Origin of the sequence: Paraburkholderia diazotrophica (assembly GCF_038900755.1) — a bacterium.
Taxonomy (GTDB): Bacteria; Pseudomonadota; Gammaproteobacteria; order Burkholderiales; family Burkholderiaceae; genus Paraburkholderia; species Paraburkholderia diazotrophica_A.
Map to the genome: position 1 here is coordinate 59,962 of NZ_JBBPEN010000007.1, position 26,172 is coordinate 86,133.

The following is a 26,172-nucleotide window of genomic DNA, read 5'->3' on the forward strand; positions in this document are numbered from 1 at the left end:
CAACCTGAAACACTTTGTTACCCTGCGAGCGAACTAATTCGCCCACAATGCCTTTCACGGGTTCAGCATGGATGCGGCCGGGTAGTAGTGTCTTCGGACAACTCGACGGCTGGTCGGCGTAGGCGCCGAAGCTCTTTTACCAGGGGCATCTCTGCTGGAGTCGTGGCCGGCGCCGATCGCGCCGGTTGTCGGTTCCTCCAATGGTCTCCTCGCGCTAACCCCGTAGCGTGTGGTTTTTAGCGGGCTCCAGGCCCGCTTTTTTTTTCTCTCGCCAAACGTTTGCGCGCCCTCCATTCGCGTGCGCGAACCGGCATCTCCTCCTCCAAAGCAAAACGCCGTGTGGTTTGCACACGGCGTTGAGTTCTCGTCCCTGATGACGACGATATGCCGTCAGGCCGTCTTGTCTTCCTTCAGATGGAGTTCGCCGATCATTCGTTCGCGCATCACGAACTTCTGGACCTTGCCCGTGACGGTCATCGGCAGCTCCTCGACGAAGCGGATATATTTCGGAATCTTGTAGTGCGCGATCTGGCCACGGCAGAATTCCTGCACCTCCTCGGCCGTGAGCTGCTCACCAGCGCGCAGGACGATCCATGCGCACACTTCTTCGCCGTACTTCGCGTCGGGCACGCCAAACACCTGAGCGCTTTGAATCTTCGGATGTCTAAAAAGGAATTCCTCGATTTCTCGCGGATAGATGTTCTCGCCGCCACGAATCAGCATGTCCTTTAGGCGCCCAACGATATTGCAGTAACCCTCGGCGTCGATCGTCGCGAGGTCGCCGGTGTGCATCCAGCCGTCGACGACGCTTTCCCGCGTTTTCGCTTCATCGCCCCAGTAACCCTTCATCACCGAATAGCCGCGGGTGCATAGCTCCCCCGTTTCGCCGACAGGCACGATGTTGCCGAGTGCATCGATCACTTTCACTTCGAGGTGCGGCTGAATGCGACCGACGGTTGTGGTCCGTTTGCCCAACGGATCGGTCGTCGAGCTTTGGAACGACACAGGACTCGTCTCAGTCATCCCGTAGGCAATCGTGATCTCGGCGAGATGCATCTGCGAAACGACGCGTTTCATCGTCTCAATCGGGCATGGCGAGCCGGCCATGATGCCGGTGCGCAGCCGCGACAGATCGAAGGTCGCGAAATCGGGGTGGTCGAGTTCGGCGATGAACATTGTCGGCACACCGTGGAGCGCAGTGCATTTTTCCTCGGCGACGGCCGCCAGCGTCGCGCCGGGCTCAAATGCCTCGCCGGGGAAGACCATCGCGGCCCCAACCGACACGCAAGCCAGCACCGCGAGCACCATGCCGAAGCAGTGATAAAGCGGCACCGGAATGCAGAGCGAGTCCTGCTCGGTCAGCCGCATTGCCATCGCGATATAGCGCGCATTGTTCACGACGTTCCGGTGCGTCAACGTCGCGCCCTTCGGATTCCCGGTCGTTCCGCTGGTGAACTGAATGTTGATCGGATCGTTGGCGTCGAGCGTTGCGCCGATTGCGTCAAGTTTCGCGGGATCGTACGCGATTCGGCCACGTTCGACGACGTCCGAAAACGTCAGCATGCCCGGCGTATCCGCATCGCACATGCGGATCACGATGCGCAGGTCCGGGAGACGCGCGGCGTGGAGATCCCCAGGGGTGGCAGTCGCCAGTTCGGGCGCCAGTTCCTGAAGCATCTGCAGGTACATTGACGACTTGAACTTCTCGGCCGAAATAATCGCTTTGCAGCCGACCTTGTTCAGCGCGTATTCAAGCTCGGCAAGGCGATATGCGGGGTTGATGTTGACGAGAACGGCGCCGATCCGCGCCGTTGCGAACTGCGTCATCAGCCATTCGACACGATTCGGCGACCAGATGCCGACGCGATCGCCCGTCTGGATGCCCAGATCCAGCAGTCCCGCCGCCAAGGTATCGACTTCTTGCAGAAACTCTGTCCAACTCCAGCGAATCTGCTGCTCGCGGAACACCACGGCGGGACGTTCGGGAAAGCGCCGAGCGGTATGGAGAAGAAACTGACCGACCGTCGATTCGCTCAGCGGCACGTCGGTCGAACCGCGCACGTATGACAGCCCGTCCTTCGGCTCGATGATTGCGCCCTCTCCTGCGGCTCGCGTTGCCATGGTGATGTCTCCAGAGGTGAATCGCTGTATTGAGATGAGTTTGCGACCGATTGTGCCCCGGTCCTGGACCGATCGGCATCAAGTCTTACCCGCAACTTTCCAGCTGCTCGGGTATTGCCGATATGATTTTGCTGACCTTTCCGTAAACGTCAAGTAGAAGACAAAAAAAGCAGCCACAAGGGCTGCTTTTCGAACGTTGCTGCTTAGTGCTGTCCGCGCAACTTGCGCAGACGCTGGATCGCGGCCAGCTGTGCCGTCGCATACGCGAGTTCCGCTTGCGCGGTCGCATATTCGAGGTTCGAGCCGGTGTTCTGCAGCGCTTCTTCCGCGCGCTTGCGAGCCTGCTCAGCCTTCGCTTCGTCGAGATCCTTGCCGCGGATCGCCGTGTCGGCCAGAACCGTCACCGCGCCCGGTTGGACTTCGAGAATACCGCCAGCGACGAACACGAACTCTTCTTCGCCGTTTTCAGCTTCGATACGCACCGCACCCGGACGAATCCGCGTGATGAGCGGCGTGTGGCCCGGCAGAATGCCGAGCTCGCCCGCTTCGCCCGGGAGCGCAACGAACTTCGCCTGGCCCGAGAAGATTTCCTCTTCCGCGCTGACGACGTCTACCTTGATGGTTGCCATTTATGTCGACTCCTGTCGACGAGTGTCAGCGCTTTAGCGCTTACTCTCGTCCCATGCAACGCTGGTGAGCGTAGGACGAGGCGCCAGGCTTGTGCGTCGGCCGTCTTGCGACAGCCACTGCGCGCGAGCCGGCGCCCGCTTCGATACACCCAGCCTTTACTGGATCTTCTTGGCCTTTTCGAAGGCTTCGTCGATCGTGCCGACCATGTAGAACGCCTGCTCCGGCAGGTGATCGCACTCGCCGTCGACGATCATCTTGAAGCCACGGATCGTTTCCTTCAGCGGCACGTACTTGCCCGGCGAGCCCGTGAACACTTCAGCAACGTGGAACGGCTGCGACAGGAAACGCTGGATCTTGCGAGCGCGCGCGACCGACAGCTTGTCTTCCGGCGACAGTTCGTCCATGCCCAAAATTGCGATGATGTCGCGCAGTTCCTTGTAGCGCTGCAGCGTCTGCTGAACGCGACGCGTGATCGAGTAGTGCTCTTCGCCGATTACGTGCGGGTCGATCTGACGCGAGGTCGAATCGAGCGGGTCCACTGCCGGGTAGATACCCAGCGAAGCGATGTCACGCGACAGAACGACGGTTGCGTCCAGGTGGCCGAAGGTCGTTGCCGGCGACGGGTCCGTCAAGTCGTCAGCAGGGACGTACACGGCCTGAACCGACGTGATCGAGCCCGTCTTGGTCGACGTAATACGCTCTTGCAGCTTGCCCATTTCTTCAGCCAGCGTCGGCTGATAGCCCACTGCCGACGGCATACGGCCCAGCAGTGCCGACACTTCCGTACCGGCCAGCGTGAAACGGTAGATGTTGTCGACGAAGAACAGCACGTCGAGGCCTTCGTCACGGAAGTGCTCGGCCATCGTCAGGCCCGTGAGCGCGACGCGCAGACGGTTGCCCGGCGGCTCGTTCATCTGGCCGTACACCAGCGCGACCTTGTCGAGAACGTTCGAGTCCTTCATTTCGTGGTAGAAGTCGTTCCCTTCACGGGTACGCTCGCCAACGCCCGCGAACACGGAGTAACCGCCGTGCTCCTTCGCGATGTTGTTGATGAGTTCCATCATGTTGACGGTCTTGCCCACGCCGGCACCGCCGAACAGGCCCACCTTGCCGCCCTTCGCGAACGGGCAGATCAGGTCGATAACCTTGATACCCGTTTCGAGCAGTTCCGTCGACGGCGACAGTTCGTCGAACGCCGGCGCCTTCTGATGGATCGAGCGCGTGGTCTCGCTCGAGATCGGGCCCGCTTCGTCGATCGGACGGCCAAGCACGTCCATGATGCGGCCCAGCGTCGGCTTGCCAACGGGCACGCTGATCGGCTTAGCGGTGTTCTTGACCATGACGCCGCGGCGCAGGCCATCCGACGAACCCAGACAGATGGTGCGGACAACGCCGTCGCCCAGCTGCTGCTGGACTTCGAGCGTCAGTTCCGAACCTTCGAGAATGAGCGCGTCGTAAACCTTCGGCATGTGTTCACGCGGGAATTCCACGTCGATCACCGCGCCGATGCACTGTACGATCTTGCCTTCTACCAAAGCAGTAGTACTCATCGCTTTTCCTTTAGATACTCAATTCTTCACTCGCGCAACGGCGCAGTTTCGGTGGATTCGCCAAAAGGCGCTCCCGCGTGTCGACGTCAGCGTCAGACTGCCGCGGCGCCACCGACGATTTCCGACAGTTCCTTCGTGATCGCTGCCTGACGGCTCTTGTTGTACGAGAGCTGCAGTTCGTTGATGACCGTCTTCGCGTTGTCCGAAGCGGCCTTCATTGCGACCATCCGTGCCGACTGTTCCGACGCCATGTTTTCCGCGACGGCCTGATAGACCAGCGCTTCGACATAACGCACCAGCAGTTCGTCGACGACGGTTTGCGCGTCCGGCTCGTAGATGTAGTCCCACGACGTATTGGGCGTCGGGCTACCCGTCTCGTCCTTGCGCTCGAACTGTTCCGCCGACAGCGGCAGCAGTTGCTCGATCACCGGCTCCTGCTTCATCGTGTTGACGAAGCGCGTGTACGCGAGATACACAGCCGAGAGCTTGCCTTCCGAGTACATGTCGAGCTGAACCTTCACAGCGCCGATCAGCTTTTCGAGGTGCGGCGTATCGCCCAGTTGCACGACGTTCGACACGACCTTTGCGCGCAGGCGGTTCAGAAAACCTAGACCCTTGCCGCCGATTCCCGTCGCTTCGAGCGTCTTGCCCTGACCTTCCAGCTCCTTGAACTTCTGGAGCGAAGCGCGCAGCACGTTCGTGTTCATACCGCCGCACAAACCCTTGTCAGTCGTGACAAGGATGAAGCCTACCGATTTCGCGCCATCGTTCGTCACCATGAACGGATGACGGTACTCCGGGCTCGCACTGCTCATGTGCGCAGCGATATCGCGGACCTTGTCGGCGTACGGGCGAGCAGAGCGCATGCGCTCCTGAGCGCGGCGCATCTTGGATGCGGCCACCATCTCCATCGCTTTCGTGATCTTGCGCGTGTTTTGCACGCTCTTGATCTTGCCGCGAATTTCCTTCATTCCAGCCATTGCTTGCTCCTTGATCGAAGCAGCGCGGACACATTTGCATGCACCGCGCGCTGCTTCAAGGTCCGTTTATGCCTTGCGGATCACTCGCGGATCAATAAGCGCCCGACTTCTTGAAGTCCTTGAGTGCGGCGTGCAGCGCGCCCTCGTCGTCCTTCGACAAGTCCTTGTTGTCTTCGATGCGCTTGACCAGGTCAGCATGCTTCGACTTCAGGAATTCGCGCAGGCCCTTTTCGAAAGGCAGCACTTGCGAAACTTCCAGATCATCGAGGTAGCCGTTGTTCGCTGCGAACAGCGACACCGACAGTTCCCACACTTGCAGCGGCTGGTATTGCGGCTGCTTCAGCAGTTCCGTCACGCGGCGGCCGCGCTCCAGCTGCTTGCGGGTTGCTTCGTCGAGGTCCGATGCGAACTGCGCGAACGCTGCCAGTTCACGATACTGTGCGAGGTCGGTACGGATACCGCCCGACAGCTTCTTGACGACCTTCGTCTGAGCCGCACCACCGACGCGCGACACCGACACGCCAGCGTTAATAGCCGGGCGGATACCTGCGTTGAAGAGGTCGGTTTCCAGGAAGATCTGACCGTCGGTAATCGAAATCACGTTCGTCGGAACGAATGCCGTCACGTCGCCTGCTTGCGTTTCGATGACGGGCAGTGCCGTCAGCGAGCCGCTCTTGCCCTTCACTTCGCCGTTCGTGAACTTCTCGACGTACTCTTCCGAAACGCGAGCAGCACGCTCCAGCAGACGCGAGTGCAGATAGAACACGTCGCCCGGGTAAGCTTCACGGCCCGGCGGACGGCGCAGCAGCAGCGAAATCTGACGATATGCCCAAGCCTGCTTGGTCAAGTCGTCGTAGACGATCAGCGCGTCCTGGCCACGGTCGCGGAAGTATTCGCCCATCGTGCAGCCGGCGTACGGAGCCAGGTACTGCATCGCGGCCGATTCCGAAGCCGAAGCCGCGACAACGATCGTGTATTCCATCGCGCCCGTTTCTTCGAGCTTGCGAACCACGTTCATGATCGATGAAGCCTTCTGGCCGATCGCGACGTAGATACAGATCAGGTCCTTGCCCTTCTGGTTGATGATCGAGTCGACAGCGACAGCGGTCTTGCCGCACTGGCGGTCGCCAATGATCAGCTCACGCTGGCCGCGGCCGATCGGCACCATCGAGTCGATCGACTTCAGACCGGTTTGCACCGGCTGCGACACCGACTTACGCCAGATCACGCCCGGAGCAATCTTTTCGATTGCGTCGGTCATTTTCGCGTTGATCGGGCCCTTGCCGTCGATCGGGTTGCCCAGTGCGTCGACCACGCGGCCGATCAGTTCCGGACCCACCGGCACCTCGAGAATGCGGCCCGTCGTCTTGACGATGTCGCCTTCCGAGATGTGTTCGTATTCACCCAGAATCACCGCGCCGACCGAGTCGCGCTCGAGGTTCAGCGCGAGACCGAACGTGTTGCCCGGGAATTCGAGCATTTCGCCCTGCATCACTTCCGACAGACCGTGGATACGCACGATACCGTCGGTCACGGAGATCACGGTGCCCTGGTTGCGAACGTCTGCGCTCGCTTCAAGGCCCTGGATCCGGCTCTTGATCAGCTCGCTGATCTCAGAGGGATTGAGTTGCATTATTCGCTCCTGATAGTCAATTCTGTTGCGTGCCAGCCGCCACAACCACGTGAGGGCTTCAGGCGGTCAGAGCCGTCTGCATGCTGGCGAGCCGCGCGCGGACCGAGGTATCGAGCACTTCGTCGCCGACCGTCACGCGAACGCCGCCGATCAGCGACGGATCCACTTGAACCGTCGGCTTCAGCTTGCGTTTGAATTTGCGTTCGAGGCTCGCGACGACGTCGTCCAGCTGCGCACCTTCGAGGGGGAATGCGCTGACAATCAGCACATCGGCCGCACCTTCACGGGCGTTCTTCAACTCTTCGAACTGCGTGGCGATTTCCGGCAAGAGTGGCAGACGATGATTGTCGACCAGCATCTGAACCAGATTCTTCGCCTGCGCATTGTCCTTGAGCGGCGATTTCAGCGCGGCGAGCAGCAGGTCGCTGATCTGTGCGCGGCTGACTTTCGGGCTCGAGGCAATCGACAGCACTTCGGGCAGACGCGCAACCTGTGCCAACTCCTGCACGAACGTGGACCAGGCGGCGATGTCACCAGCTTCGGCCACGCCAAACAGCGCTTCTGCGTACGGACGGGCGATGGTTGCAAGTTCGGCCATGATCAGAGCTCGGCTTTGAGTTGATTCAGCAGGTCGGCGTGGGCCGCCTGGTCGACTTCGCGCTTCAGGATCTGTTCGGCACCCTTCACGGCGAGCGCGGCGACTTCACCGCGCAGCGCTTCGCGCGCCTTCACGACCTGTTGTTCAGCGTCGGCTTTCGCCTGAGCGATGATGCGCGCCGCTTCAGCTTGCGCTTGTGCCTTGATTTCGTCGGCGACCGCGACTGCACGCTTTTCGGCGTCAGCGATACGTTGCTGGCCGTCATTGCGTGCCTGAGCGAGTTCCTGGTCGACGCGCTTGTGCGCGGCTTCGAGTTCCAATTTGCCCTTTTCAGCGGCCGACAGGCCATCGGCGATCTTCTTCGAGCGCTCGTCGAGGGCGTTGATCAGCGGCGGCCACACGAACTTCATCGTGAACCACGCGAGGATCAGGAACACGACCATTTGCGCAAACAGGGTTGCGTTGAGATTCACGGTGTTTCCTTAAACGTTGCTTGATCGGAGGGGAAACGGCAAGGCGCTCATCGATTCAGTACTCGATCAGCGCCTTAGTGCCCGTTCCGCTTCGCGCCTTATCAGTTATAGATCAGGCGCACACTTCCGAGGAACCTCAGCCTGCCAGCTTCGACAGCAGCGGGTTCGCGAACGCAAACAGCATTGCCACACCAACGCCAATCAGGAACGCCGCATCGATCAGACCAGCAAGCAGGAACATCTTGGTTTGCAGCGGGTTCATCAGTTCCGGCTGGCGAGCGCATGCCTCGATGTACTTGCCGCCCATCAGGCCGATACCGATACAGGCGCCGATAGCACCCAGGCCGATGATGATGCCGATACCGATGGCGGTCAGACCCTGGATGTTGGCGATGAAAGCTTGCATGATCACTCCTTGTGAAAAGTCTTTTTGGAACTGGGATTTAAAAAACTACGATTCTTAAAGCTAGATTCTTTCTACGACGCGCCGGTTAGTGAGCGTCGTGTGCCTGGCCGATATACACCAGCGTCAGCATCATGAAAATGAACGCCTGCAGCAGGACGATCAGGATGTGGAAGATCGCCCACACGCTGCCTGCGATCACGTGGCCGATGAAGCCAAGCACCGTCGTGTCCGCACCGAAGTTCCAGATGCTGCCCAGCAGGGCAATCAGCAGGAACAACAGCTCGCCCGCGTACATGTTGCCGAACAGCCGCATGCCGAGAGAAACCGTCTTCGCGACGAACTCGATGATGTTCAGTGCAAGGTTCGGGATCCACAGCAGCGGATGCGCGCCGAACGGAGCGGACAGCAGCTCGTGCACGAAGCCGCCGGCGCCCTTGATCTTGAAGTTGTAATAAATCATCAGCACGAACACGCCGAGCGCAATGCCGATCGTGCCGTTAAGGTCGGCGGTCGGAACGATGCGGTGGTGCGAGATGACGCCCGACAGACCGAGCAGGTCGATCACGCGGCCCGGCAGGTCGACGGGAAGAAAGTCGAGGGAGTTCATGAGCGCGACCCAGACGAATACGGTCAGCGCGAGCGGTGCGATGAAAGCGCGGTTGCCGTGGATCATCGACTTCGATTGATCCTCGACCATTTCGACCAGCATTTCGACTGCGCACTGGAAGCGGCCCGGAACGCCGGACGTCGCCTTACGCGCGGCCAGTCGCAGGACCAGGATGGTCACAACGCCGCATACGATCGACCAGAAGAGCGTATCGAGATTCCAGACGTGGATGTCGAAGATCGACGTCTGGTGAGCGGTGGAAAAATTCTGCAAGTGGTGCGCAATGTACTCGGACGGATCCAGAGCGCGCGTTCCTTCGCTAGCTGCCATATCGTTAATGCCACCCAAATTGTCGAAAATCTTTCCGGGCCGCTCCCGCCGCAATTCTGTCTTGCGGGAACACGCCAGCGCGGACCTTGTCGAACCCGCGCGCCTCGTTGCTGACGCCGTGCGTCAGTCAGTGTCTCGTTTGCTTCAGCGCCAGGCGAGCGCGATCCAGTACGTCTTGAGAGCGATGAGGTAAGTCACGAGCAGCGGAATCCACCGTACATCGTGATACCAGAATGCGATGGCAATAAACATCGCAATCGTTGTCCCCATCTTGAGTGCTTCACCGATCATCCAGCTCATCACCGTTTCGGCGCCACTCAACTTCTTAAGACGTGCCGCGAACAATGCGCTCGGCACCCAGCAAATCGCTCCTCCCAGGAAGGCTGACAGCGCAGCATCGCCCGGCGGCTTGTAGAACAGCCACCACAACAGCGTCGCACCCAGGGACAAAACCATTTGCGCAATCACGACCTTGAACGGTGTAACGCGCGATGGACGACTCACGTTCGGACCAAACAGTTTTTCGGCCTCGGCCCGTGTGAGCGGAACGATATTGTTATCTTGCTGCTCGGCATCCCACGCGTCGTCATGCGTTGCGCTGTGACCGCCGGACGCTTGCGAACCTGTGCGATCTTCGCGGTGTTCGTCGTGCCGTTGTTGCGGCGTTTGGTTCGACGCTTTGACCGCCATCGCAGTGTTTCCGCAAAGTCCTGTTCAGCCCGCGAGCTTTCGCACCGCTTACGGGGTTGCCTAGCAAATAAATCCGGGCGATTGTAAGCGATAGTTGCAGGCAATTCAAGACTTTAGCCCGGCCAATAACCGGCATGAAATGGCGCTTCATGATGCGGGAAAGCGCCCAATTTCATGCGGTCGGACTTCAAATGTAAGGCGGTCGCGACAGACCGAGAAATGCCGGTGGAATTGTGTTACGGGCACAACGTTGCGAGCGCATTTCGGTCGCTCGCACAAGTGTCAAAAATGCAACAGAAGCCACCCACCGACCACCCCGCTCACGATCCAAAACGGAACCGAAAACAGATGGAATTGCAGCCACATTCCGCGCTGCCCTGAAAGCCTCATTGCGATCAGATTCGCCAGCGAACCGATCGCAAATCCGAAGCCACCAACACTGACTCCGAACGCCAATGCGCGCCAATCTTTTGAGAACTCGGCCAACATGATCGCTGCTGGCACATTGCTGATCAACTGCGACAGTACCGCGCTTGCGGTATAGGCTCGCAGCGGTGTCGTCAGATGCATTTGTCCGGCGGCTTCGTGTACCCAAGGCAATGCTGCGACGCTTCTCAAGACGATGAACATGAACACGAAAATCAGCAGCAGAAGCCAGTCGATCTTCATGACGATTCGTGGCCGCCAAAAGATAAATCCGATGCCGACACCGATCAGTCCTATGCCTGGACGATGCGCATCCGCAAGCAGCACGAACGCGACAAACAGTACTATGGCGACGCCGAGCAGCGGACGATCGACGGGATGGGGTTCCGTGTCTTTCGATAGATCCAGGTCGACCCGCTTGAACGCAACCGCCGTCAGCGCATACAGCATCGCCATCAGCGCCACGCACAACGGCGCCAATGCGAGCACGAATCCAGCGAACGAAACGCCGCTCGTCTGCCAGAGGAACAGATTCTGCGGATTGCCCAGTGGCGTGAGAACCGAGCCGGCATTGACCGCAATCGCAATGAAGATCACGAGCCGCTTCAACGGCAACGGCGTCAACTCGTTCAACGACAACGCGAGCGGCACGACGACGAACAATGCGACATCGTTCGTGAGCAACGTCGACAGCGCAGCGGCAAGCGCGATCAGCAGATAAGCCAGCCCACGCTGCGAACGTATGCGATGAACGACGCGATGCGCGAGCCACATCAGGAATCCTGAATGTTCGACCGCCTTCGTCAATACCAAAAGCCCCGCGAGAGTCATCACCGTTTGCCAGTCGACGAGCGCAGGGAGCGACGCCAACGGACGCGGATGGAGTATCTGCAGCGCGATCAATGCCGCGACGAGCAGGGTCAACACCGGCTCCTTCGCCACATAGCGAATAACCGTACGCAACAAATTTTGACGAGGCTTTAGCGCTCGGTCGGCGGCAGGCATCAGGTGAATCTTTATGCAGCAGCCGCGCTGCCTCTCAAGCGGGCAAGAATGCCTTCGAGTGCGTCAAGATCGCCAAAGTCGACGAGCACCTGCCCCCGTCCGCGCCGTCCGAGCTTGATCTTCACCGTCGCGGCGAGCAGATCCGACAATTCCTCTTCGAGCCGGCGCGTATCGCGGCCGCCGTCGTTATTCACCTTGGCCTTGACGGCGGGCGCAGCCTTCGTCGTCGTCGTGACCAGTTTTTCGGTTTCGCGCACCGACATCCGCTTGTTGATCACCTGATTCGCGAGCGTGATCTGCGTGGCGGCGTCGACGGCAAGCAATGCGCGCGCGTGACCCATGTCGAGGTCGCCGGCGAGCAGCATCGTCTGAACGGGCGACGCCAGGTTCAGCAGGCGCAGCAGATTCGACACCGCGCTACGCGAACGCCCCACCGATTCGGCCGCCTGTTCGTGCGTGAAGTTGAATTCGTCGAGCAGACGCTGAATGCCTTGCGCCTCTTCCAGCGGATTCAGGTCTTCTCGCTGGATGTTCTCGATGAGCGCCATCGCGGCTGCAGCCTGATCGGGCACATCGCGGACCAGCACAGGCACCTCGTCCAGCCCGGCCAGGCGGGCCGCGCGAAAACGTCGCTCGCCTGCGATGATCTCGAATTTTTCGGGCGAGATCGGACGTACCAGAATCGGCTGCATCAAACCCTGCGCGCGAATGCTCGCCGCCAGTTCCTGCAACGCGCCCTCGTCCATTCGTGTGCGCGGCTGGTACTTGCCCGCCTGCATCTTGTCGAGCGGCAGTGTGTGCGGCGCGCCGTTGATCCTGACGGCTTCCGTGAACTCCGCGCTGCCGCCAAGCAACGCCTCCAGCCCTCTGCCCAAACCCTTCTTTCGTGCTACTGCGTTCATCGTGGTTCCTCGATCCGCTTTGGATGGATGGCGTTGCGTCATAGCGCACGCACCCGTTCGATCATTTCCGCGCCGAACTGCACATAAGCCTGCGCGCCGCGCGACGCACGGTCGAACACGACGCCCGGCAAGCCGTAACTCGGTGCCTCGGCAAGTCGTACGTTCCGTGGAATGACGGCGTCGAACACCTTGTCGCCAAAATGCTCTTTCAGTTGCTCCGATACCTGCTGCTGCAGCGTGATGCGCGGATCGAACATCACGCGCAACAAGCCGATTACCTTCAGGTCACGGTTCAGGTTCGCGTGAACCTGCTTGATCGTATTGACGAGATCCGAGAGGCCCTCGAGCGCGAAATATTCGCATTGCATCGGAATCACGACGCCGTGCGCGGCACACAGGCCGTTCAGCGTCAACAGCGACAGCGCGGGAGGGCAATCGATGAGAACAAAGTCATACTCGGACACCACGTGCGCCAGCGCCTCTCTGAGCTGCCGCTCGCGGTTTTCCATGCTGACGAGCTCGACTTCGGCGCCCGCCAGTTCGCGATTGGCAGGCAGTACGTCGTATGAAACGGCTTCCGATTTCACGCGCGCATCGGCGACCGACACGCCGTCCACCAGCACTTCGTAAACCGTGTTCTCGCAGGCGGCCTTGTCGATGCCGCTGCCCATGGTGGCGTTGCCTTGCGGATCGAGATCGATGAGCAGGACCCGCTGTCCCTGCGATGCGAGGCTCGCGGCGAGATTGACCGCGGTCGTCGTTTTGCCGACTCCACCCTTCTGGTTCGCAACGCAGAAGATTTTTGCCATCTTTTTAGTGCCCCTTTGCAGCCTGTTTAGTGAGATTTCGACCTGATCATCAGCCTACTGCGACTTCGACCAGATGCCGTTCGGCATCCAGCGATGGCACTTTAAGACGAATCACCTGCTTGACATGCGCGCCCTTAGGCAAACCCTCGATTTCTTCGTCGGGTCGCACGCCCTTCATCGCCCAGATGGCTCCGTGGTCCGCGACGAGGTGACGGGCCAGTGTAACGAAATCCGCCAGGTCTGCGAATGCGCGCGAGACGATCACGTCAAATTTTCCCGGAACTTCGATACCGGGCGTCAGGCTTTCGACCCGCCCCGTGACGACAGACAGGTTCGCGAGGCCCAATTCCGCCTTTGCCTGTGACTGGAAGGCTGACTTCTTCTGGACGATATCGTTGACGATGACAGAACAACCGGGAAAGACGATGGCCAGCACGATACCTGGCAAACCGCCACCCGAGCCGACGTCGAGTATCGACGACGGCTCGGGGCTGGCGAGATGCGGAACGATCGAGAGTGAATCCAGGATGTGCTGAATCAGCATCTGGCGCGGATCGCGGATGGCCGTCAGGTTGTAGACCGCGTTCCACTTTCCCAGAAGCGCAACGTAATCGAGTAATTTGCCCCGCTGGTCCGCGCTCAGGTCGATGCCCAGTTCGCGCACACCTTCTTCCAGCAGGCCTGCGAGCGCCTCACGCTCGGCCACCGTATTGGAACGCGCCGTCATTGAGCCACCGGCGTGCTATCGGTGCCAGCGTCGGCGGGCTTTGGCGAACGGCGGCCGAGGCCGCGCTTAAGATGGACCATCAGCAATGAAATAGCGGCCGGCGTAACACCGGAAATACGCGAAGCCTGACCGATGGTTTCAGGGCGGAACTGCATCAGTTTTTGACGCACTTCGAACGACAGTCCCCGAACTTCGGCGTAATCGAGGTTTTCCGGCAATCGCGTGTTTTCCTGCGCTTCGTTTCGTTCGATTTCACCCGCTTGCCGCTCGATGTAGCCCTGATATTTGACGCCGATTTCGATCTGTTCCTTGATCTGCGCGAGCAGCACCTCGTCATCCGCAAGCGGCTCGACCGGGCCGCAAGCGCCTTCACGCAGCCCACAAACTCCGTCGTACGAGACGCCCGGGCGACGCAAAAGGTCGGCGAGGCTGTATTCGTGGTCAATCGGTTTGCCTAGCAGCGCAGTCGCTTCCTCAGATGAAAGGGTCTTCGGGTTGACCCAACTTGTCCGTAGACGCTCTGTTTCACGTGAAACAGCGTCGCGCTTGCGACTGAAAACATCCCAGCGGACGTCATCCACGACACCCAGCTCGCGTCCGATCTCCGTCAGGCGCATGTCCGCGTTGTCTTCACGCAGGCTCAAGCGGTACTCTGCACGGCTCGTGAACATCCGATATGGCTCGGAAACACCACGCGTCACCAGATCGTCGACCAGGACGCCCAGATAAGCCTGATCGCGGCGCGGCGTCCATGCATCCCTGCCGTGGACGTACAAGCCAGCGTTAATGCCCGCCAACAGCCCTTGCGCGGCTGCTTCCTCGTAACCTGTGGTTCCGTTGATCTGGCCAGCGAAGAACAGGCCGTTGATCACTTTCGTTTCCAGCGACGCCTTCAGCCCGCGCGGGTCAAAGTAGTCGTATTCGATCGCGTAGCCTGGACGAAGAATGTGTGCGTGCTCGAGGCCGGCCATTGAGCGAACCAGCTCGAGCTGGACGTCGAACGGGAGGCTCGTCGAGATGCCATTCGGGTAGAACTCATTGGTAGTCAGCCCTTCCGGCTCCAGGAAGATCTGGTGCGATTCTTTCGACGCAAACCGATGAATCTTGTCCTCAATCGACGGACAATAGCGCGGACCAACACCTTCGATCACGCCGGTGTACATCGGCGAGCGGTCCAAGCCGCTGCGAATGATGTCGTGAGTCTGTGCGTTCGTGTGCGTGACCCAGCACGGAACTTGGCGCGGGTGCTGCTCGACGCGCCCGAGGAACGAGAAAACCGGAATCGGATCGAGATCGCCCGGCTGCTCTTCCAGCTTCGAAAAATCGATGGTGCGGCCGTCGATACGCGGCGGCGTGCCCGTCTTCAGGCGGCCTTGCGGCAGCTTCAACTCCTTCAGACGCGCCGACAGCGACACCGCAGCAGGATCTCCTGCTCGCCCACCCGTGTAGTTATTGAGTCCGACGTGAATCTTCCCGTCCAGGAAGGTGCCGGCCGTCAAAACCACTGCGCGCGAGCGGAATCGGACTCCAACCTGAGTCACCGCGCCCACGACGCGATCGCCTTCGACCATCAGATCGTCGACGGATTGCTGGAAAAGCCAAAGATTCAGCTGATTTTCGAGCCGCCGACGGATCGCCGCCTTATACAGCACGCGGTCAGCCTGCGCGCGAGTCGCCCGGACCGCCGGGCCTTTCGACGAGTTGAGAATGCGGAACTGGATGCCGCCTTCGTCGGTTGCAGCCGCCATCGCGCCGCCAAGCGCGTCGACTTCTTTTACCAGATGGCCTTTGCCAATGCCGCCAATCGACGGATTGCAGCTCATTTGACCGAGCGTTTCGATGTTGTGCGTTAGCAGGAGCGTCTTATTGCCCATGCGCGCGGATGCTAAAGCGGCTTCCGTGCCGGCATGGCCGCCGCCAACGACGATTACGTCAAACTCTGTGGGATAGAGCATCGCAGACCTCACGCCGGACCCGCCGTGAGCCTTCAGAAAAAATATATGGGCGAAATTATAGCGGGTTCGCTTTTGACACGAATTTCGTCCAATGGGCATAGGAATAAAAAACGGCGTGTTTCACGTGAAACACGCCGCTCGTTTGACAGCGAATCCATCAAAAATTCCTTCGGCTAGGCTACCTTTTTCGTAAGCCCCAGATACGTTTCGATCACGCGCGGATTTTGCGCCAGCGCTTCGGCCTCGCCTTCCAGAGCCAGCTCGCCCGTTTCGAGCACATAGCCATAGTCCGAAATTTGCAGTGCGGCGCGTGCATTCTGCTCAATCAGAAGCGTCGCGACACCGGTTTGCCGCAACGCACTGATGATGTGGAAAATCTCCTTCACAATCAGCGGCGCCAAGCCGAGGCTCGGCTCATCCAGCATCAACAGATCTGGTTTGCCCATGAGCGCGCGGCCAACCGCCAGCATCTGCCGCTCCCCGCCCGACAGCGTTCCCGCCGCTTGCTTGCGCCGTTCCTTCAGGCGCGGGAAAAGTTCGAACACGGGTTCAAGCTGATCGAGATAGTTTCGATCGCCGGCACGCTTGCGACGATACGCGCCAAGCACGAGATTATCCTCGACGGTCATCGTCGCGAACAACTCGCGCTTCTCCGGTACGAGACACATGCCGCGCGCTACCCGTTTCTCGATTGGCACAGCGCTCACGTCTTCGCCGAGATATGTGATTGCGCCCTTTGCATGCCCGGTCAACGGTAGCGCGCCCATGATCGCGTTGAGCAGCGTCGACTTTCCAGCGCCGTTCGGGCCGATCACCGTAACGATCTGACCGGGACGCACGGCGATCCTTGCATTGTGCAGCGCCTCAACCTTTCCGTAGCGGACCGACAGGCCGTTTACTTCGAGAATAGACTGCGCCGCAGCTTGATTCGTCGTTTGATTCTCCATCACTCCACCCCGCCCAGATAGGCTTCCAGCACAGCCGGATCGTTCTGCACATCTTGCGGAAGCCCTTCCGCGATCCGCGTCCCAAATTCCATCACGACCAGCCGGTCGGTGAGATTCATCACGAAGTCCATATCGTGTTCGACGAGCAGGACACTCATGCCCTCCTCGCGCAGCTTGCGCAGCAACGTCGCCAGTTGTTGCTTTTCCTGATAGCGCAGGCCTGCCGCAGGCTCATCGAGCAACAGAAGCGTCGGATCGCAGCAAAGCGCGCGCGCAATCTCGAGGATGCGCTGTTTGCCGAGGGCGAGACTGCCCGCTTCATCGTACATATGCTCTTCAAGGCCGACGCGCCGGATCTGCCGGGCGGCCTCCGCCATCAGACGCGCCTCCTCCGCCGCGTTCAGGCGCGCCACGCTGCGCCAGACGCCAGCATGCCCGCGCAGATGCGCGCCGATCGCGACATTCTCCAGCACGGTCATGCCCGGCAGCAGCTTCACGTGCTGAAACGTCCGTCCGATGCCACGTTTGACGATTTCACGTGAATTGAGCTTGTCGATCCGTTCGCCGCGGAACGTGATCTCACCGCTCGTCGCTTGCAGCACACCCGTGACCAGATTGAACGTCGTCGACTTGCCCGCGCCATTCGGGCCGATTAGACCGATGATTTGCCCCGCCTTCACGTCGAAGCTGACGTCGTTGACGGCGACGAGGCCACCGAACTGCTTGCGCGCCTTGTCGACGACGAGCAGCGCTTCACCCGCTGCCGGCTTGCTGCGCTGCGGCAACGCGTCCGCATGATCGGGCACGTGCGCGTGCGGGCCGCGCGGGAAAATCCGCGCGACGAACGGCCATACGCCCCGGCGGGCATATTGAAGCAGCAGCACCATCAGAATGCCGAAAACGATGATCTCGAAGTTGCCGTTCTCGCCGAGCAGTTTGGGCAGCAGCGTTTGCAGATAGTCCTGAAGCACCGTCAGAATGGCTGCGCCTAGCACCGCGCCCCAGACGTGCGCGACGCCGCCCACCACCGCCATGAACAGAAACTCGATGCCGTGGTTGAGACCAAACGGCGTCGGATTCACTGCGCGCTGCAAATGCGCGTACAGAAAACCTGAGATCGCCGCCAGCACCGCCGCATAGACGAAGATCACGACGCGCATCCACGCGGTATTGACGCCCATCGCCTCCGCCATCAGCCCGCCGCCACGCAGCGCACGAATCGCCCGCCCTGGACGGCTATTAAGCAAATTTTGAACAGACACGACCGCGCCGAGCACGACGATCCAGATCAGGTAGTAGATATGCCGGCCGGATTCGAGGTTGATGCCGAGCACATTCAGCACCGGAATCCCGTTGATCCCGTCGTATTTGCCGAGCATCTCCATGTTGCCGAACAGGAAGAACAACGCGAGGCCCCATGCGATCGTCCCGAGCGGCAGAAAATGCCCCGACAGACGCATCGTCACGGCCCCGAGCAGCAACGCGATCAATGCCGTCAGGACGACGCCGGCGATCAGCGCGAGCCACGGCGAGACGCCGAACTGCGTCGTCAGATACGCGGTCGTGTAGGCGCCGACGCCGACGAACGCCGCCTGCCCGAAGCTCGTCATCCCGCCGATTCCCGTCAGCAGCACGAGACCGATCGCGACGATCGAATAAAGGCCGATATAGTTGAGCAGCGTCACCCAGTACTCAGGCACGCGAACGGGTTGCGGCAGCACGGGCAACGCGAACATCACCACGAGGAACAGCCAGAAAAACTTGTTTTGCATGATGCGTTTCATCGCGTCACTCCTCCTCTTCTTCCGCATGCGGGCTGGCGAGACTCCGCCAGAGCAGCACCGGAATGATCAGCGTGAACACGATCACTTCCTTGTACGAGCTGGCCCAGAACGACGAATACGACTCCAGCAGACCGACGAGTATCGAACCTGCCGCAGCCAGCGGATAACTGACCAGCCCGCCGATAATCGCCCCGACAAAGCCCTTCAGGCCGATCAGGAAGCCCGAGTCGTAGTAAATCGTAGTGAGCGGCGCGACGAGAATCCCGCACAGCACGCCGAGACCTGCCGCAAGCGTGAACGCGAGCCGCCCGGCCTGCGTCGTCCCAATGCCGACGAGCCGCGCGCCAAGCCGGTTCACCGACGTCGCGCGCAACGCCTTGCCCGAGATCGAGCGATCGAAGTACACGTACAGCACGCCGATCAGTACGACGGCCACGCCGATCACCCACACGCTCTGTCCCGAGATCGACATGCTGCCGATGTTGAACGTGGCATCCGTGAACGCGTTGGTGCGCGAGCCTTCCGCGCCGAACATCACGAGCCCGAGGCCGACCATCGCGAAGTGCACGGCCACCGACACGATCAGCAGCAACAGCGTCGTCGCTTCGGCGACAGGCTCGTATGCAAGGCGATAGACGAATGGCCCCATCGGCACGACGATCAGCAGCGTCAATGCGATCTGCGCGGCCATCGGCAGCGGCTGCATGAACACGCCGCGCGTGACCGCATAGACAGCGACAGGGAACAACAGATACTTGCCCGCCAACGTCACCAGCGTGCGCGCCGCATGACGCCGCCGTTCGGCATGCCGCGCCATACCCGTCACTTCGATGACGAAGCACGCAAGCCCCATCGCCATCAGCAGCCAGCAGGTCGCCGGAAACTTCTGCGTCTGCAACGCGGCAAGCGTCAGTGCGCCGTACGAAACGAACTCCCCTTGCGGGATGAAAATGGCGCGCGTCACGGAGAACACCAGCACCAACGCGAGCGCGAGCAATGCGTAGATCGCGCCCGTCGTGATGCCGTCCTGCGCGAGGATTGCCGCAATTGATAGATCCATACTTCCTCGTCCTGGAACGTCGAAATCGAAACTGAGAAACAGAGAGAACCGCAATGAGAGCCGGCGGAACGACCACTAGCCACGAAGCGAAGCTGCACTTCATAAAACAACTGCCGCGCCTGAGAAAACGACGCGGCAGAGCTTGCCATTGTTATCGATCAGAAATGGCCGCGTGACTTAAGAGACGTGCTGCCAGCTCATTGCCACGCGTTGCGAGAGATGCGCACCTTCTTAGTCGTTCTGAAGTTTCCACTTGCCATCGGAGATTTCGACGATCACGCGCGCACGCTTGTCGAGACCGTTGTGGTCGGTGGCGGTCGTGTTCATGATGCCGTGCGCGAGTGGCAGATCCTTGACGTTCTCGAGCGCGTCGCGCAGCGCAACGCGGAAGGCTTCCGTACCCGGCTGGCCTTTCTTCAGCGCTTCGGGAATCGCGCGCTGGAGCATCTGGCCCGCATCCCACGCATGGCCGCCGAACGTCGCGACGGAGCCCGCGCCATACGCCTTCTCATAGGCATTCTTGTATGCTTCCGACGACTTCTTCACGGGGTTCGAATCGGGCAACTGATCCGCGACGAGAATCGGGCCTGCGGGCAGCAATTCGCCTTCGCAATCCTTGCCGCACACGCGCAGGAAGTCGTTGTTCGCGACGCCGTGCGTCTGATAGATCTTGCCCTTGTAGCCACGCTCTTTCAGCGCCTTCGCCGGCAGCGCCGAAGGGGTGCCCGAACCCGCGATCAGCACAGCATCCGCATTCGACGCAACGATCTTCAGCACCTGCCCCGTCACCGATGCATCGGTGCGGTTATAGCGCTCGTTGGCCACGAGCTTCAGATGATGCGCACCCGCTGCCTGGCTGAACACCGTGTACCAGTTCTCGCCATACGCGTCCGCGAAGCCGATGAACGCCACCGACTTCACGCCGTGCTTTTCCATGTAGTCGGCGATTGCATCGGCCATCAAGCCATCGTTTTGCGGCGTCTTGAATGCCCATGTGCGCTTTCCGTCCATCGGCGAAATGATGGCCGCCGATGCCGCGAGCGAAATCATCGGTGTCTTGCCTTCGGCAATCGGATCGAGCATCGCCAGCGAATTCGGCGTCACAGTCGAGCCGATGATCGCATCGACGTGATCTTCGTCGATCAGCTTGCGCGTGTTCTGCACTGCGCGGCTCGTATCCGATGCATCGTCGAGCACGATGTATTGCACGCTCTTGCCCGCGATCTCCTTCGGCAGCAGCGCGATCGTGTTCTTCTCCGGGATGCCCAGCGATGCGGCCGGTCCCGTCGTCGACAGCGTGACGCCGATCTTCACTTGCGCCATCGCTCCCGTCGCGCCGCAAACGAGCGCCATTGCAATCGCGGAACGGACCCACTTCTTTGTCGTTTTCATTGCATGTCTCCAAACGCTTTAAATGCGTGTCGTAATCCAGTTCGAGAACCGGGTAACTGAATCTAGTTATCGGGTATAAGCCTGCCAAGCATGGTTTTCCCTGCTCGTTGCAATTGCGTCAAATCCAGGCTCTACCGCTTTAGTTGTTGTCTCCCCTGTCGATCAAAGTGAAGCTGCACTGCTTTTATTCGTTTCATCTCGCGTGCAATAAAAAAGACGCGTCAACTGCCCGCGTCTTTTTGAATGAATTCGAATTCGTTAATTCGCCTCGTTCAATCGGAAGCAAGCTTCCATTTGCCGTCGACGATTTGCACCATCACGCGCGCCCGTTGATCGAGACCCGCGTGATCGTTCGCGCTCATGTTGAAGATGCCGTGCGAGCCCGGCATGTCCTTTGTGCTTTCGAGCGCGGCACGCAATGCTTCACGGAATTGCGGCGTACCCGGCTGGCCCTTTTTCAACGCAACGGGAATCGCACGTTGCAGCAGCAGGCCGGCGTCCCACGCGTGGCCACCGAAAGTCGAAATCGAACCCGCGCCATTCGCGCTTTCATAAGCGTGCTTGTATGCGAGCGATGCCTTCTTCACAGGATTCGAATCGGGCAATTGATCGGCGACGAGCAGCGGACCCGCGGGCAGATACGTGCCTTCACAGTCCTTGCCGCATACGCGCAGGAAATCGTTGTTCGCGACACCGTGCGTCTGGTAGTACTTGCCCTTGTAGCCGCGCTCGCGCAGCGTCTTTTCCGGCAGCGCGGCCGGCGTGCCCGCGCCGGCAATCAGCACGGCGTCCGGGTTCCGCGACATCATCTTGAGCACCTGGCCCGTCACTGACGCATCGTTGCGCGCGAAACGTTCATTCGCGACGACCTTGATCTTCGCGAGGTCGGCGGCCTTGCTGAATTCCTTGAACCAGCTCTCGCCATATGCATCCGCGAAACCGATGAAGGCCACCGTCTTTACGCCGTGATTCGCCATGTGCTGCGCAATGGCCGTCGCCATCAGGATGTCGTTCTGCGGCGTCTTGAAGACCCACGAACGCTTTGCATCCACGGGTTCGACAATCGTCGCCGCAGCGGCCATCGAGATCATCGGCGTTTGCGTTTCGTTCGCGATGTCGATCATCGCCAGCGAGTTCGGCACGACAGTCGAGCCGATCAGTGCGTCGACGTGATCTTCGCTGGTGAGCTTGCGCGCATTCTTGACGGCTTGCGTCGAATCGGTTGCATCGTCGAGCACGATGTAGTCGATCTTCTGGCCCGCGATTTCCTTCGGCAGCAACGCGCTGGTGTTCTTCTCCGGAATACCGAGCGAGGCCGCCGGCCCCGTTGCCGACACTGTCATGCCGATTTTCACGTCCGCCCATGCCGCGCCGCTGTACGTTGCGCACACGCCCGCCGCGACCAGTGCCGCGCTGATCCAACGCAATGCCGACTTCATTCCGCTCCTCTATGCCCCGATGTTCGAGTTAATTCGAATACTTTGAAATGCCGACCCGATGGTCAGCGAATGGCGAGTGTAGCGGACGCATACTACGCGCGGCAAGCAGTTTGAAGGCTTTGAATCTTTGGGGGAAATGCTGCGGAGAACGTGTGCGACGGCGCCAGCATTACAATGCGGAGCGAGGATGGAGCATGCGCTATTAAGAGCGATCGATTTCGGATGGGGAAAGTAAAAAGCGCTGTTGGACTAGATCCAACAGCGCTTTTGTATGGGCACTGAGTGCCTCATTGTCTCCTCGTTCTCCACCTGCAAAATTCGGTGCATCAGAACTGTGTGAAGATTAAACGGGGACGGTTACACGGGCAACTAGCATTTACCCTAGTGGTGCACCGCCGCACAAAATTGGGGCGCGTTCTGGTAGTTTCGCTTCGTTTTCGGCGCAAATCAGTCGCTTTACGCGATTGATCTGGATGCCGAATCAATTCAGCAACCGGTCATGCTCGCAGCGGTTTGAAGCGCTGCACGATCTCGCCGACAATGCCGCGCCTGAACGCCAGCACGCAGAGAATAAAGATGACGCCCATCACGATCGTCGCGGATTCGCCAAGCGAATGAAACCAGTCAACGCCCGTCACCGACGCAATAGCACCGCCGATGTCGCCGAGCCGGTCCTCTAGCGCGACGATCAACGCGGCGCCCAGCAGCGGCCCGAACAGGGTGCCCATGCCGCCTACCAGTGTCATCAGCACGACGAGACCTGACATCGTCCAGTATGCGTCGCCGAGCGTTTCGAAGCCGAGCACGAGCACCTTCAGCGCCCCCGCAAGACCCGCGAGACCCGCCGACAGAACGAACGCGAGCAGCTTGAAGCGATTGGTGTCGTAGCCCAGCGAGATCGCACGCGGCTCGTTCTCCTTGATCGCGATCAGCACCTGTCCGAACGGCGAATGCACGATGCGCACGATCAGCAGAAACGCCAGCACCATCACGATGAGCACGACGAAGTACAGCGTCAGATCCGATGAAAGGCTCAGCGCGCCGAACAGCTTGCCGCGCGGCACGCCTTGCAGGCCGTCTTCGCCGTGGGTGAACGGCGCTTGCAGGAACACGAAGTACACCATCTGCGCGAGCGCGAGCGTCACCATTGCGAAGTAAATGCCCTGACGACGAATCGCGAACAGCCCGACCACCAGACCCAGCAGCGTCGCGGCCGCCGTGCCCGCGATCACGCCGAGTTCGGGCGACAGGCCGACCGTCTGGATCGTGTAGCCGGTGATGTAGCCGGCCGTCGCCAGGAACATCGCGTGCCCGAACGACAGCAAGCCCGTATAGCCGATCAGAAGATTGAATGCGGCCGCGAACAGCGCAAAGCACAGCACCTTCATCACGAACACAGGGTATGCGCCGGCAAACGGCGCGACGATGAGCGCGATCAGCAGCAAACCGTAGAGCGCTTTTCTCTGCATCATTTTTCCTTGCCGAAGAGACCCGCCGGACGCACGAGCAACACAAGCGCCATGATCACGAAGACCACCGTCGCCGACGCTTCCGGATAGAACACACGCGTGAACCCTTCGATCACACCGAGCAGCAGGCCTGTGAGGATCGAGCCCATGATCGAGCCCATCCCGCCGATCACGACGACGGCGAACACGGTGATGATCATCGGCTGACCCATCAGCGGCGAGACCTGGATCACGGGCGCGGCAAGCACGCCTGCAAACGCGGCCAGCGCAACGCCGAAGCCGTATGTCAGCGTGACCATCATCGGCACGTTCACGCCGAATGCCTCGACGAGTTTCGGGTTCTCCGTGCCCGCGCGCAGATACGCCCCGAGTCGCGTCTTCTCGATCACGAACCACGTCACGAAACATACGATCAACGACGCGACGACCACCCAGGCCCGATAGTTCGGCAAGAACATAAAGCCGAGATTGGTTGCGCCCTCGAGCGCCGACGGCACGTCATACGGTTGCCCTGAGGAACCGTAGATCGAACGGAACACGCCTTCGACGACCAGCGTGAGACCGAACGTGAGCAGAAGGCCATAGAGGTGATCGAGCTTGTACAGCCAGCGCAGCATCGAGCGTTCGATCAACACGCCGAACAGCCCGACGATCAGCGGCGCAAGGACGAGCATCACCCAGTACGGCAGACTGAAATACGACAGGCCCATCCACGTGAGCATCGCACCCAGCATGAACAACGCGCCATGCGCGAAGTTGATCACGTTGAGAAGACCGAAGATCACGGCCAGTCCCAGACTCAGGATCGCGTAGAACGAACCGTTCACGAGTCCGAGCAGCAGCTGGCTGAGCATCGCCGGTAGCGGAATGCCAAAGATATCCATTGAAGCCGTCGTCAAAGTGAAAGCGGCATGCACGCGTCAGGCCCGCGAAGGCCCCACACATCCAGCACGCAGAACATCGACGCCTGCTTCGTCTACATGAACGAGACGGGCAGGCGCTCCTCGGCGCCGCTTATTTCCACAGCGCGCAGCGCGTTTCCTGCTTCGTCGTAAACGCCTGTTCCCCCGGAATCGTGGCGGTGATCTTGTAGTAATCCCACGGCTCCTTCGACTCGGCCGGCGTCTTCACCTGCATCAGGTACATGTCGTGGATCATGCTGCCGTCCTGACGGATGTAGCCCTTTGCATAGAAGTCGTCGATCTTCTGCTTCTTCAGCTGCGCCATCACCTTGTCGGCGTCCGTCGAACCAACCGTCTGCACGGCCTTCAGATACGTCATCGTCGCCGAATAATCGGCCGCCTGCAGGCTCGACGGCATCTTCTTCATCTTGTCGAAGTAGCGCTGCGCCCACTTGCGCGTCGTGGCGTCCTTGTTCCAGTACCAGCTGTCCGTCAGCACGAGGCCCTGCGTCGTTTCGAGGCCCAGGCTGTGGATATCGTTGATGAAGATCAGCAGCGCGGCGAGCTTCATCGACTTCGTGATGCCGAATTCCTTCGCGGCCTTGATCGAGTTGATCGTGTCGCCGCCCGCGTTCGCGAGGCCGAGAATCTGCGCCTTCGATGCTTGCGCCTGCAACAGGAACGACGAGAAGTCGGATGCCGACAACGGGTGACGCACCGCGCCGACCACCTGGCCGCCATTGGCCTTCACGACGTCGCTGGTCGCCTTTTCGAGCGCCTTGCCGAACGCGTAGTCAGCCGTCAGGAAGTACCACGTCTTGCCGCCCTGCTTCGTCACGGCCGAGCCGGTGCCCTTCGCGAGCGCCGTCGTGTCGTACGCATAGTGAATCGTGTACGGCGTGCACTGCTCGTTCGTGAGCGTGTCGGCACCCGCGCCGATGCTGATGTACACCTTGTGTTTCTCGCCAGCGACCTGGTTCATCGACAGACCCGTCGCCGAGTTCGTGCCGCCGACCAGCATGTCGACGCCATCGCGGTCGAACCATTCACGCGCGCGCGAAGCGGCGATGTCGGCCTTGTTCTGGTGGTCCGCGTACACGACCTGGATCGGCTTGCCGTTGACCTTGCCGCCGAAATCTGCCACTGCCATGCGAATCGCTTCGAGACCGCCTTGCCCGTCGATGTCGGCATAAAGACCCGACATGTCGGTGATGAAACCGATCTTCACTGCATCGTCGGCAGCCCGCGCACTGCCCGCCGTCAATGCGATGCTTGCGGCAGCCGCAAAACAGATTGACGTGAGTCGCGCGAGTGTCTTCCTTTTCATTACTGTCTCC

23 protein-coding genes are annotated in these 26,172 nt (G+C 60.2%); all 23 read right to left on the reverse strand.

Features of this window, described 5'->3' with window-relative positions; all coding sequences use genetic code 11:
* Positions 1-390: 390 nt before the first annotated feature.
* The 23 genes from AABE10_RS21750 to AABE10_RS21860 all read right to left on the reverse strand — a co-directional run bounded on the left by AABE10_RS21750 (position 391) and on the right by AABE10_RS21860 (position 26,162).
* Positions 391-2,121 (reverse strand): AMP-binding protein, encoded by a 1,731-nt coding sequence (locus tag AABE10_RS21750; RefSeq protein WP_342935324.1) that lies wholly within the window; start codon positions 2,119-2,121, stop codon positions 391-393.
* A 203-nt stretch (positions 2,122-2,324) separates the two neighbouring features.
* Positions 2,325-2,750: a F0F1 ATP synthase subunit epsilon gene (locus tag AABE10_RS21755; RefSeq protein WP_075155344.1), complete on the reverse strand. Its 426-nt coding sequence runs from the start codon at positions 2,748-2,750 to the stop codon at positions 2,325-2,327.
* A gap of 156 nt (positions 2,751-2,906) precedes the next feature.
* Positions 2,907-4,301, reverse strand: a complete 1,395-nt coding sequence (gene atpD, locus AABE10_RS21760) for a F0F1 ATP synthase subunit beta (protein WP_342935325.1) — start codon at positions 4,299-4,301, stop codon at positions 2,907-2,909.
* A gap of 92 nt (positions 4,302-4,393) precedes the next feature.
* Entirely contained in the window at positions 4,394-5,281 is an 888-nt protein-coding gene (atpG, locus tag AABE10_RS21765; RefSeq protein ID WP_342935326.1) for a F0F1 ATP synthase subunit gamma, read from the reverse strand.
* A 91-nt stretch (positions 5,282-5,372) separates the two neighbouring features.
* Positions 5,373-6,914, reverse strand: a complete 1,542-nt coding sequence (gene atpA, locus AABE10_RS21770; RefSeq protein ID WP_090870614.1) for a F0F1 ATP synthase subunit alpha — start codon at positions 6,912-6,914, stop codon at positions 5,373-5,375.
* Positions 6,915-6,972: 58 nt separating this feature from the next.
* Positions 6,973-7,512 (reverse strand): F0F1 ATP synthase subunit delta, encoded by a 540-nt coding sequence (locus tag AABE10_RS21775; RefSeq protein ID WP_342935327.1) that lies wholly within the window; start codon positions 7,510-7,512, stop codon positions 6,973-6,975.
* A 2-nt stretch (positions 7,513-7,514) separates the two neighbouring features.
* Complete coding sequence (locus AABE10_RS21780) at positions 7,515-7,985, reverse strand: F0F1 ATP synthase subunit B (RefSeq protein WP_342935328.1); 471 nt, start codon at positions 7,983-7,985, stop codon at positions 7,515-7,517.
* Positions 7,986-8,121: 136 nt separating this feature from the next.
* On the reverse strand, positions 8,122-8,391 hold the full coding sequence (atpE, locus tag AABE10_RS21785; RefSeq protein WP_007180033.1) for a F0F1 ATP synthase subunit C: 270 nt from the start codon (positions 8,389-8,391) through the stop codon (positions 8,122-8,124).
* An 85-nt stretch (positions 8,392-8,476) separates the two neighbouring features.
* On the reverse strand, positions 8,477-9,328 hold the full coding sequence (gene atpB, locus AABE10_RS21790) for a F0F1 ATP synthase subunit A (RefSeq protein ID WP_342935329.1): 852 nt from the start codon (positions 9,326-9,328) through the stop codon (positions 8,477-8,479).
* Positions 9,329-9,472: 144 nt separating this feature from the next.
* The gene (locus AABE10_RS21795) at positions 9,473-10,018 is read right to left on the reverse strand and encodes an ATP synthase subunit I (protein ID WP_342935330.1); all 546 of its coding nucleotides are present in this window, start codon (positions 10,016-10,018) and stop codon (positions 9,473-9,475) included.
* Positions 10,019-10,300: 282 nt separating this feature from the next.
* Positions 10,301-11,449, reverse strand: coding sequence for a sodium:proton antiporter (locus AABE10_RS21800; protein ID WP_342935331.1), 1,149 nt, complete (start codon positions 11,447-11,449; stop codon positions 10,301-10,303).
* A gap of 11 nt (positions 11,450-11,460) precedes the next feature.
* On the reverse strand, positions 11,461-12,351 hold the full coding sequence (locus tag AABE10_RS21805; protein ID WP_342935332.1) for a ParB/RepB/Spo0J family partition protein: 891 nt from the start codon (positions 12,349-12,351) through the stop codon (positions 11,461-11,463).
* Between the two features lie 38 nt (positions 12,352-12,389).
* Complete coding sequence (locus AABE10_RS21810; protein WP_342935333.1) at positions 12,390-13,160, reverse strand: ParA family protein; 771 nt, start codon at positions 13,158-13,160, stop codon at positions 12,390-12,392.
* A gap of 49 nt (positions 13,161-13,209) precedes the next feature.
* On the reverse strand, positions 13,210-13,887 hold the full coding sequence (rsmG, locus tag AABE10_RS21815) for a 16S rRNA (guanine(527)-N(7))-methyltransferase RsmG (protein WP_342935334.1): 678 nt from the start codon (positions 13,885-13,887) through the stop codon (positions 13,210-13,212).
* The gene (gene mnmG / locus AABE10_RS21820) at positions 13,884-15,842 is read right to left on the reverse strand and encodes a tRNA uridine-5-carboxymethylaminomethyl(34) synthesis enzyme MnmG (protein WP_342935604.1); all 1,959 of its coding nucleotides are present in this window, start codon (positions 15,840-15,842) and stop codon (positions 13,884-13,886) included. Before mnmG ends, rsmG begins: the two co-directional genes overlap by 4 nt.
* A gap of 173 nt (positions 15,843-16,015) precedes the next feature.
* Positions 16,016-16,789: an ABC transporter ATP-binding protein gene (locus AABE10_RS21825; protein ID WP_342935335.1), complete on the reverse strand. Its 774-nt coding sequence runs from the start codon at positions 16,787-16,789 to the stop codon at positions 16,016-16,018.
* Positions 16,789-18,573: a branched-chain amino acid ABC transporter ATP-binding protein/permease gene (locus AABE10_RS21830; protein WP_342935336.1), complete on the reverse strand. Its 1,785-nt coding sequence runs from the start codon at positions 18,571-18,573 to the stop codon at positions 16,789-16,791. Before AABE10_RS21830 ends, AABE10_RS21825 begins: the two co-directional genes overlap by 1 nt.
* Positions 18,574-18,577: 4 nt before the next feature.
* Positions 18,578-19,633 (reverse strand): branched-chain amino acid ABC transporter permease, encoded by a 1,056-nt coding sequence (locus AABE10_RS21835; RefSeq protein ID WP_342935337.1) that lies wholly within the window; start codon positions 19,631-19,633, stop codon positions 18,578-18,580.
* Positions 19,634-19,864: 231 nt separating this feature from the next.
* Positions 19,865-21,025, reverse strand: coding sequence for an ABC transporter substrate-binding protein (locus AABE10_RS21840; protein ID WP_342935338.1), 1,161 nt, complete (start codon positions 21,023-21,025; stop codon positions 19,865-19,867).
* A gap of 272 nt (positions 21,026-21,297) precedes the next feature.
* A complete protein-coding gene (locus AABE10_RS21845) occupies positions 21,298-22,464 on the reverse strand; it encodes an ABC transporter substrate-binding protein (RefSeq protein ID WP_342935339.1) in 1,167 nt (388 codons plus the stop codon).
* Positions 22,465-22,961: 497 nt separating this feature from the next.
* A complete protein-coding gene (locus AABE10_RS21850; RefSeq protein WP_342935340.1) occupies positions 22,962-23,933 on the reverse strand; it encodes a branched-chain amino acid ABC transporter permease in 972 nt (323 codons plus the stop codon).
* Positions 23,933-24,817, reverse strand: coding sequence for a branched-chain amino acid ABC transporter permease (locus AABE10_RS21855; protein WP_342935341.1), 885 nt, complete (start codon positions 24,815-24,817; stop codon positions 23,933-23,935). Before AABE10_RS21855 ends, AABE10_RS21850 begins: the two co-directional genes overlap by 1 nt.
* Before the next feature lie 130 nt (positions 24,818-24,947).
* On the reverse strand, positions 24,948-26,162 hold the full coding sequence (locus AABE10_RS21860; RefSeq protein WP_342935342.1) for an ABC transporter substrate-binding protein: 1,215 nt from the start codon (positions 26,160-26,162) through the stop codon (positions 24,948-24,950).
* Positions 26,163-26,172 lie beyond the last annotated feature (10 nt).